The 8356-nt window shown below is 71.6% G+C and carries 9 protein-coding genes; 2 read left to right on the top strand and 7 right to left on the bottom strand.

All coding sequences use genetic code 11. From position 1 onward, the window contains the following. From rbfA to rimP, 5 genes are all read right to left on the bottom strand, one after another. Nucleotides 1–405, bottom strand: a 405-nt coding sequence (gene rbfA, locus VME70_08520; protein ID HTW20238.1) for a 30S ribosome-binding factor RbfA, incomplete at its 3' end; no start/stop codon positions are given. Continuing rightward, a complete protein-coding gene (infB, locus tag VME70_08515) occupies nucleotides 402–3056 on the bottom strand; it encodes a translation initiation factor IF-2 (GenBank protein ID HTW20237.1) in 2655 nt (884 codons plus the stop codon). The genes infB and rbfA, both read right to left, overlap by 4 nt. Before the next feature lie 84 nt (nucleotides 3057–3140). Further along, nucleotides 3141–3431 carry a YlxR family protein gene (locus tag VME70_08510; protein HTW20236.1) on the bottom strand — a complete coding sequence of 97 codons (291 nt, stop codon included), beginning with the start codon at nucleotides 3429–3431 and terminating at the stop codon, nucleotides 3141–3143. A gap of 8 nt (nucleotides 3432–3439) precedes the next feature. Next, on the bottom strand, nucleotides 3440–4423 hold the full coding sequence (gene nusA / locus VME70_08505) for a transcription termination factor NusA (GenBank protein HTW20235.1): 984 nt from the start codon (nucleotides 4421–4423) through the stop codon (nucleotides 3440–3442). Continuing rightward, on the bottom strand, nucleotides 4420–4860 hold the full coding sequence (gene rimP / locus VME70_08500; GenBank protein HTW20234.1) for a ribosome maturation factor RimP: 441 nt from the start codon (nucleotides 4858–4860) through the stop codon (nucleotides 4420–4422). The genes nusA and rimP overlap by 4 nt, the downstream gene beginning before the upstream one ends. A gap of 84 nt (nucleotides 4861–4944) precedes the next feature. Between rimP and VME70_08495 the strand changes: the two genes are divergently transcribed. Continuing rightward, entirely contained in the window at nucleotides 4945–5364 is a 420-nt protein-coding gene (locus VME70_08495; GenBank protein ID HTW20233.1) for a hypothetical protein, read from the top strand. Further along, the gene (locus VME70_08490) at nucleotides 5361–5774 is read left to right on the top strand and encodes a ferritin-like domain-containing protein (GenBank protein ID HTW20232.1); all 414 of its coding nucleotides are present in this window, start codon (nucleotides 5361–5363) and stop codon (nucleotides 5772–5774) included. Before VME70_08495 ends, VME70_08490 begins: the two co-directional genes overlap by 4 nt. Before the next feature lie 8 nt (nucleotides 5775–5782). On the opposite strand, the gene VME70_08485 is transcribed toward VME70_08490, so the two are convergent. After that, nucleotides 5783–6490, bottom strand: a complete 708-nt coding sequence (locus VME70_08485; GenBank protein ID HTW20231.1) for an HAD family hydrolase — start codon at nucleotides 6488–6490, stop codon at nucleotides 5783–5785. Continuing rightward, the gene (locus VME70_08480) at nucleotides 6487–8223 is read right to left on the bottom strand and encodes a proline--tRNA ligase (protein HTW20230.1); all 1737 of its coding nucleotides are present in this window, start codon (nucleotides 8221–8223) and stop codon (nucleotides 6487–6489) included. Before VME70_08480 ends, VME70_08485 begins: the two co-directional genes overlap by 4 nt. Nucleotides 8224–8356: the final 133 nt, after the last annotated feature.

Raw genomic sequence — 8356 nt, 5'->3', positions numbered from 1 at the left:
CGGGTCGCCGGCCGGCCGCGCCGACTCGGCCACCCGGTGGACGCGCTCGTCCTCGTCGCGGGCGCGAGCGAGCGCGGCCTCGATCTGCTGGGCGTTCTCCGGCACCGCGTCGAGCACGAAGGTGATGCTCGGCGTGTGCTTCAGCCCGGTGGCCCGCCCGACCGCGGACCGCACGACGCCAGTCGCGCTCTCGAGCGCAGCGGCGGTGTCGGCCCGCACCGTCTCATCGCCCCAGACGGTCCAGAACACCGTGGCGTCGTGCAGGTCCGGAGTCATGCGGACGTCGGTGATCGTCACCATCCCGAGCCGGTCGTCCTTGATCTGGTGCTCGACGACGCTCGCGACGATCTCGCGCACCCGGACGCTCATCCTCCGGGTGCGCGCGGCATCCGGCGATGCGCTCATGACCGCGGCTTTTCTCTGAGCTCGAAGGTCTCGATGACGTCGTCGAGGTGGATGTCGTTGTAGTTGCCGAGGCTGATGCCGCACTCGAAGCCCTCGCGGACCTCGGTGACATCGTCCTTGAACCGGCGCAGTGTCGAGATGGTCAGGTTGTCCGCCACCACCGCGCCGTCTCGAACCAGTCGAGCCTTCGAGTTCCGGACGATTGTGCCGTCGCGGACGATGCAACCGGCGATGTTGCCGGCCTTGCTCGAACGGAAGATCTCGCGGATCTCCGCCGTACCGAGCTGCACCTCCTCGAACTCCGGCTTGAGCATCCCCTTGAGCGCGTTCTCGACATCGTCGATCGCGGCGTAGATGACCGAGTAGAAGCGGACGTCCACCTTCTCCCGCTCGGCCAGCTCGCGGGCCTTGCCCTCCGGCCGCACGTTGTAGCCGATGACCACCGCGTCGGAGGCCCGGGCGAGGTTGATGTCGTTCTCGGTGATCGCGCCGACGCCGCGGGCGATGACCCGCAGGCCGACCTCGTTCTCGTTGCCGACCTCGATGTTGAGCAACGCGTCCTCGAGCGCCTCGACCGAACCCGAGACGTCGCCCTTGAGGATCAGGTTGAGCTGGTTCAGCTCGCCCTGCTGGATCCGCTCCAGCACGTCCTCGAGGGTCATGCGGCCGCGGCTTTTCGCCAGCTCGGCGAACCGCTCACGGGCCTGCCGCTGCTCGGCAATCTGCCGGGCGACCCGGTCCTCGGGTACGACGAGGAAGTTGTCGCCGGCACCGGGAACGCTGGTGAAGCCCAGCACCTGGACCGGCCGCGACGGCCCGGCCTCGTCGACCGGGTCGCCGTTCTCGTTGAGCATCGCCCGGACCCGGCCGAACGCGTCGCCCGCGACGATGGAGTCGCCGACGTGCAGCGTGCCGCGCTGGACCAGCACGGTCGCGACCGGGCCACGCCCTCGGTCGAGGTGCGCCTCGATTGCAACGCCCTCGGCGGCGCGGTTCGGGTTCGCCCGAAGGTCGAGCGCCGCGTCCGCGGTCAGCACGATCGCCTCGAGCAGGCGGTCCAGCCCGAGGCCGGCCTTCGCCGAGACGTCGATGAACAGCGTGTCGCCGCCGTACTCCTCGGCCACGAGCCCGTACTCGGTCAGCTGCTGGCGGACCTTGGCGGGGTTCGCGTCCTCCTTGTCGATCTTGTTGACCGCGACCACGATCGGCACCTCGGCCGCCTGTGCGTGGTTCAGTGCCTCGATCGTCTGCGGCATGACGCCGTCGTCGGCCGCGACGACGAGCACGGCGATGTCGGTGACCTGGGCGCCGCGGGCCCGCATGGCGGTGAACGCCTCGTGACCCGGGGTGTCGATGAAGGTCAGCGTGCGGTCGTCGCCGTCGACCAACGCGTGGACCTGGTAGGCGCCGATGTGCTGGGTGATCCCGCCGGCTTCCTTGGCCTGCTCGTCCGTCGAGCGGATCGCGTCCAGCAGCTTGGTCTTGCCGTGGTCGACGTGGCCCATCACGGTGACGACCGGTGCCCTCGGCGCGAGGTCGGCCTCGTCCTCGTCCGCGTCGAACTCGATATCGAAGCGGGACAGGATCTCGGCGTCCTCCTCCTCGGGAGTGACGATCCGCACCTCCCAGCCGAGCTCGGTGCCGAGCAGCGCGAGCGTCTCTTCGGGCGCCGACTGGGTGGCGGTGACCATCTCGCCGAGCTGGGTGAAGACCACCTGGACGAGCGAGCCGGGGTTGGCGCCGATCCGGTCGGCGAAGTCGGCCAGGCTGGCGCCGCGGGGCAGGCGGATCTGCTCGCCGTTGCCGCGCGGGATCTGCACGCCGCCGATCGTCGGCGCCTGCATGTTGTCGAACTCCTGGCGGCGCTGCTTCTTCGACTTGCGGCCGCGAACCTGCCGGCCACCGGGCCCACGCCCGAACGCGCCCTGGGTCGGGGCGCCACGGCCCCGGCCGCCGGGTCCGCCGGGACGCCCACCGAAGCCGCGACCGGGCGGACCGCCCGGAGCACCGCCGGTGCGCTGGCCGTAACGGTCACCGCCGGGTCCGCCACCACCGGTGCGCGGGCCGGCGTCGCGGCCACCGCCCGGGCGCTGGCCGAAGCCCGGCCCGCCGCCGGGTCGCTGCGGCGGCCGGGGCGGCATCATGCCCGGTCCCGGGCGCAGCCCGCCGGGCCGCGGCGGCATCGAACCGGGGCCGGGTCGCGAGGACGGCGTGGTGCCGCGCTGGGTGAACGGGTTGTTGCCCGCAGGTCGCGGGGTGAACGGGTTGTTGCCCGCGGGCCGCGGAGCGGCCGGCCGGGGTACGGCGGGCGGCTCGGCCAGTGCGGCCGGAGCTTCGACGCTCGGCGCGGGCGGCGGGGTGGGCGGGAAGACCTCTTCGGTCGGCGCGAACGCCGGCGGCGCGGGCTCGGCCGGCGCTGCCGGCTCAGCCGGCGGCTCGGGCGCTGCGGCTTTCTTCGCCGCGGCCTTCTTGGCCGGCGCCTCGTCGGCGGGCTTCGGCGGGAAGGCGGCGTACACCTTCGCGACGACCGGCGCCTCGATGGTCGATGAGGGGGTCTTGACGTACTCCCCGTTGCTGTTCAGCCACTCGATCAGCTGCTTCGACTGCAGCCCGACCTCTTTGGCGAGGGCGGATACGCGGGCCTTGGCCACAAATTCTCCTTCGGTGGCCCGCGGTGGTGCCGCAAGCCGTTGTCAGTGCATGGCGGTGCTCATCGGTGCTGGCTCATCGAGCGCTCATGGTGTGGTTCCGCTCTGCTCGTTCCGGTCGTGCTGCGTGAGGTAGTCCAGCAGGGCTCCGGTCGAGAGCGGTCCCGGGACCCGGAAGGCCCTGGGAAACGCCCGCCGGCGCTCCGCCAGCGCGAGGCACTCGGTGGTGGGGTGAAGATGTGCTCCACGCCCGCTCGCCCGGCCTCGCGGGTCGGGGAGCACAGCTCCGTCGACCACGACGACGCGCAACAGGTCTGACGCGGTGGCGCGGAGCCGGCACCCGACGCAGGTCCGGACCGGATCGGCGCTCCTCGTCACGCGCCAGTCTAGCCCTGCGGCGCCGAGTCGGGGTGAATGTCGATGCGCCAGCCGGTGAGCCGGTTGGCCAGCCGGGCGTTCTGGCCCTCCTTGCCGATCGCGAGCGAGAGCTGGAAATCGGGCACGACGACGCGGGCCGCCTTCGCCACCGGGTCCACCACGGTCACGCTCGTCACCTGGGCGGGCGAGAGCGCGTTCCCGACGAACGTGGCGGGATCGGGGTCCCAGTCGACGATGTCGATCTTCTCGCCGTGCAGCTCGGTCACCACCGCCCGCACCCGCGCGCCCATCGGGCCGATACACGCCCCGCGGGCCCGCACGTCCGGGGAGTTCGAGCGGACGGCGACCTTCGTCCGGTGCCCGGCCTCGCGCGCGAGCGCCGCGATCTCGACCGTCCCGTCGGCGATCTCCGGCACCTCCATCGCGAACAGCCGGCGGACCAGGTTCGGGTGGGTACGCGACAGGGTCACCTGAGTGCCGCGCGGTCCCTTGTGTACGCCGATGACGAGGCAGCGCAACCGGTCGCCGTGGACGTAGCGCTCGCCCGGCACCTGCTCCGAGTGCGGCAGCACGCCCTCGATGTCGCCGAGATGGACGAACACCGGACCGTCGGGGCGCACGCCGGAGTGGTGCTGCACCAGCCCGCTGACCAGGTCGCCTTCCTTGCCGGCGTACTCGCCGTAGGTCGTCTCCTGGGCGACATCGCGCAAGCGGGACATGATCACCTGCTTCGCGGTCATCGCCGCGATCCGGCCGAAGTCGCTCGGCGTGTCGTCGAACTCCCTCGTCACCTCACCCGCGGCGTCGACCTCCTGCGCCCACACGGTGACCTCACCGGTCTTGCGGTCGAGCTCCACCCGAGCGCGCTCGTGCGCGCCCTCGGTGCGGTGATAGGCCGCGAGCAGTGCCGACTCGATCGCCTCGACCACCGTATCGAAGGAGACGTCCTTCTCCCGGACCAGCCCGCGCAGCGCGGTGACGTCGATGTTCATCGGGTGAACTCCACGACGACCCGCCCGGGCGGCAGGTCCGGGAACGCCACCGTGCGCGACGCGCCGTCGACGTCGAAGGTCACGCCGCCCGCGGTCACCTCGGCGATCCGGCCGGTGAGCTCGCCGGCCTCGACCAGGCGGCCGACGTTGCGCCGCCAGTGCCGCGGCTCGGTGAGCGGCCGGTCGACGCCGGGCGAGCTGACCTCGAGGACGTACGGCGATTCCCCCAGCGGGCCTGCCTGGTCGAGCGCCTGGGAGACCGCGCGCGAGACCTCGGCGACGGCGTCGAGATCGACACCGCCGTCCCGGTCGACGATGACCCGGACGACGCTGCGCCGCCCGGCGCTGCTGACGGTGACCTCTTCGAGGTCGTAGCCGGCGCCCGTCACGACCGGCGCGAGCAGCTCGCCCAGCTGCGATTGCGACGGCGCGGCCATGCGGCACACCGTATCGAGCAAGTTGGCGGTGATGGCAGACTCGGGACAGTGCAAATCTCGCGGCCGACCCCGTCGCGCCGCACGATGTCGCGCCGCAGTTTGCTGATCGCGGCTGCCGTGACCGTCGCCGGGTGCGGCAAGCACCATCGTCCGCGTCCCAAGCCGCCGGCCACGGTGCCGGATGCCACCGCGCTGGCCGCCGCTCGTGACCTCGAGCGCATGCTGATCGCGTCGTACGACGCGAAGATCGCGACTGCGGGGCCGAAACGCAGCGCTCAGCTCGAGGTCGCGAAGGCCATCCACGGCACGCATCTCGCCGCGCTGCACGGCGCGCCGGCCGGATCAGCCGACACCGCCGTCGCGACCAACCTGCACAAGGCGCTCCGGCAGTCCGTCCGCACGCTTCGCCAGCTCGCAACCGCCGCGAGCAGCGGGATGAATGCCGCATTGTTCGCAAGCATCGCGGCCTCGCACGAGGTGAGCGCGGAGGCGAACGGGACATGACCGAGCTGGAGGCGCTGCAGGCCGCCCTGGCCGCGGAGTACCAGGCCGTCTACGGGTACGGCGTGGTCGGGGCAGCGCTGACCGGCCACGACCGAGAGTTCGCGACCGCCGCGCTCACCGCGCATCAGGAGCAGCGGGACCGGCTGGTCGCCATGATCACAGCACTCGGCGCTACGCCGGTCGCGGCCGCGCCGGCCTACCGGCTGCCGTTTCCCGTGACCGGCCGCGCCTCGGCCGGCGAGCTCGGCGGCCATCTCGAACGCGGAATTGCGGGCGCCGCATGGGATCTGGTCGCCGCGGCCCAGCCCGACAGCACGCAGCGCTCGGCGGCCATCGCATGGCTCGGCGCAGCGGCGGTCCGCGGCGCCCACTGGGGCATGACGCAGGCGCTCCCGGGCCAGCCGGCGTAGCCCTGCGGCTAGCGCCAGTCGTCGATGACGGCGATGAGCTCGGACAGCTCGGCGATCACCGCGTCCGGCATCACGTCGTACGCCGGGACGCGGTCGTTGCGGATCCAGACCGTCCGCATCCCGAGCGCCTGCGCGCCGCTGATGTCGTCGTAGAGCCGGTCGCCGACGAAGACCGACCGCAAAGGGTCGACATCGACTGCCGCCAGCAACGCACCGAACGCCTCCGGATGCGGCTTCATGTACGCCAGCTCGCTGGTGTAGACGCGGGCGTCGAGGTGCTCGAGCAGACCGTCCTCGGCCAGCGCCTCCTCGTGCCAGTGCCGCGGCCAATGCGTGTTGGAGAGCACGCCGGTGCGCAGGCCGCGCCCCTTCACCGCACGCACCACATCGACCGCGTCGGGGCGGGCAACGAGATGCGGTCCCCACCCTCCGCGGTAGGCGTCGGTGGCAAGCGAGTGCACCGCGTCCTCGACGTCCAGGCCGAGCGACTCGCTCGCCGCACGCAGCACATCGTCGACCGTGAAGCTGGCCATCGTCCCGCTGGTGCGGTCCCAGCAGGCGAGCTCGACCTCCACCAACGCGGCAGCGAGGTCATCGACGCGGTCGGGCGCGAGCACCTCGGCCGCCGCTCGCCAGAGCTCGGGCAGGTCGATGTCATGAAACGGCGTCAGCGTGCCGCCCCAGTCGAACAGCACCGCCTCGATCGGCGCCGTCACGACGCGGTGAGCTCGGCCGGCAGGGCCTCGAGCGCGACCAGCCGCCGTTCGCCGCTGCGCCGGTCCTTCACCTCGACGTTGCCCTCGGCCAGCGCCTTGCCGACGACCACGATCGTCGGCATGCCGATGAGATCCGCGTCGGCGAACTTCTCCCCCGCGGAGGCGTCGCGGTCGTCCACCAGGATGCGCAGCCCACTCGCGTCGAGCTGCTCGGCCAACGCCAGCGCGGCGGCCAGCTGCTCGTCACCGCGTCCCACCGGGACGACATGGACGTCGTACGGCGCGATGCTCGCCGGCCAGCACAGGCCGGAGTCGTCCAGCGTCTGCTCGGCAACCGCCGCAACCGCCCGCGAGACCCCGATGCCGTAGGAGCCCATCGTGATCCGGATCGCCTCGCCGTCGGGGCCTTGCGCGTCGAGCTCGAAGGTGTCGGCGTACTTGCGGCCGAGCTGGAAGATGTGGCCGATCTCGATGCCGCGGGCGATCTCGAGCTCGCCGCCGCAGCGGGCACACCGGTCGCCGTCGCGGATCTCGACCGCCCCGAGCTCGGCGGCAGGCTCGAAGTCGCGGCCGCGAACCACGTAGGCGGCGTGCTTGCCCGCGTCGTTGGCTCCGGTCACCCATGCGCTGCCGGGGACGACGACGGGGTCGACGACGTAGCGGATCCCCCACTCGGCCAGCCGCTGCGGGCCGATGTAGCCCGGCACGAGCTCCGGGTGTTTCGCGAAATCGTCCTTGTCGGCGACGTCCACCTCGGTCGGCTCGAGCTGACCGGCGATCCGCTTCAGGTCGACCTCCCGATCACCGGGCACGCCGACGAGCAGCAGCTCCCAGTCTCCGTGCGGTTCGCGGCTTTTCAACACGACGTTCTTCAAGGTGTCGGCGGCGGTGAACTCCTGGCCCAGGTCGAGCGCGTTCAGCCGTTCGACCAGAGTGTCGATCGTCGGGGTGTCGGGAGTGTCGAGCACCTGGCTGTCCGGGTGCACGGAGGGATCCTGCTTCGGCGGCACCGCGATCTCGACCGCCTCGGTGTTGGCGGTGTAGTCGCAGCTCGCACACTGCACGAACGTGTCCTCGCCGTACTCGGCCGGCGCAAGGAACTCCTCGCTCGCCGATCCGCCCATCGCGCCCGAGGTCGCGAACGCGATCCGGTAGTCGAGCCCGAGCCGGTCGAAGATCCGCCGGTAGGTCGCCCGGTGCGCGTCATAGGAGACCTGGAGCCCGGCGTCGTCGAGGTCGAAGGAGTAGGAGTCCTTCATCACGAACTCACGGCCGCGCAGCAGCCCGGCCCGCGGCCGAGCCTCGTCGCGGTACTTGGTCTGGATCTGGAACAGCGTGAGCGGGTAGTCGCGGTACGACGACAGCTCGCCCTTCACCAGAAGCGTGAACAGCTCCTCATGGGTCGGTCCGAGCAGGTGGTCCGCACCCTTGCGGTCGTGCAGCCGGAACAGCGCGTCGCCGTACGCCGTCCAGCGGTCGCTCGCCTCGTAGATCTCCCGCGGGATGAGCGCCGGGAAGAGCACTTCCTGCCCGCCCATGCGCAGCATTTCCTCGCGGACCACCGCCGCGATGTTGTCGAGAATCGCCTTGCCGAGCGGCAGCCAGGAGTACACCCCCGGCGACACGCGACGGATGTAGCCGGCCCGCACGAGCAAGCGGTGGCTCGGCAGCTCCGCGTCCGCCGGATCGTCACGCAAGGTCCGAAGGAACAGTCGGGACAGGCGGGTAACCACCGAGCCAGGCTATCGGGGCAGCATCTCGCGAGACACGCAGTTAACGCGCACCGTGATCATGGCCGGCTCGCCTGCATAGAGCGTGGTCATCCGGCCAGACCCGACCCGTCCGCCGACCAAGTTGGCGTTGCTG

This window comes from Mycobacteriales bacterium (assembly GCA_035504215.1).
In the GTDB taxonomy this organism is placed as follows: domain Bacteria; phylum Actinomycetota; class Actinomycetes; order JAFAQI01; family JAFAQI01; genus DATAUK01.
Note: the sequence above shows the minus strand (reverse complement) of the source record. Positions and strands in the feature narration are given on the sequence as shown.

What these genes read in the sequence shown, in the direction of transcription:
- nusA (HTW20235.1), bottom strand. Translation starts at nt 4,423, where the DNA reads ATGAACATCGACGTCACCGCGCTGCGCGGGCTGGTCCGGGAGAAGGAC.
- rimP (HTW20234.1), bottom strand. Translation starts at nt 4,860, where the DNA reads ATGGCCGCGCCGTCGCAATCGCAGCTGGGCGAGCTGCTCGCGCCGGTC.
- VME70_08495 (HTW20233.1), top strand. Translation starts at nt 4,945, where the DNA reads ATGTCGCGCCGCAGTTTGCTGATCGCGGCTGCCGTGACCGTCGCCGGG.
- VME70_08490 (HTW20232.1), top strand. Translation starts at nt 5,361, where the DNA reads ATGACCGAGCTGGAGGCGCTGCAGGCCGCCCTGGCCGCGGAGTACCAG.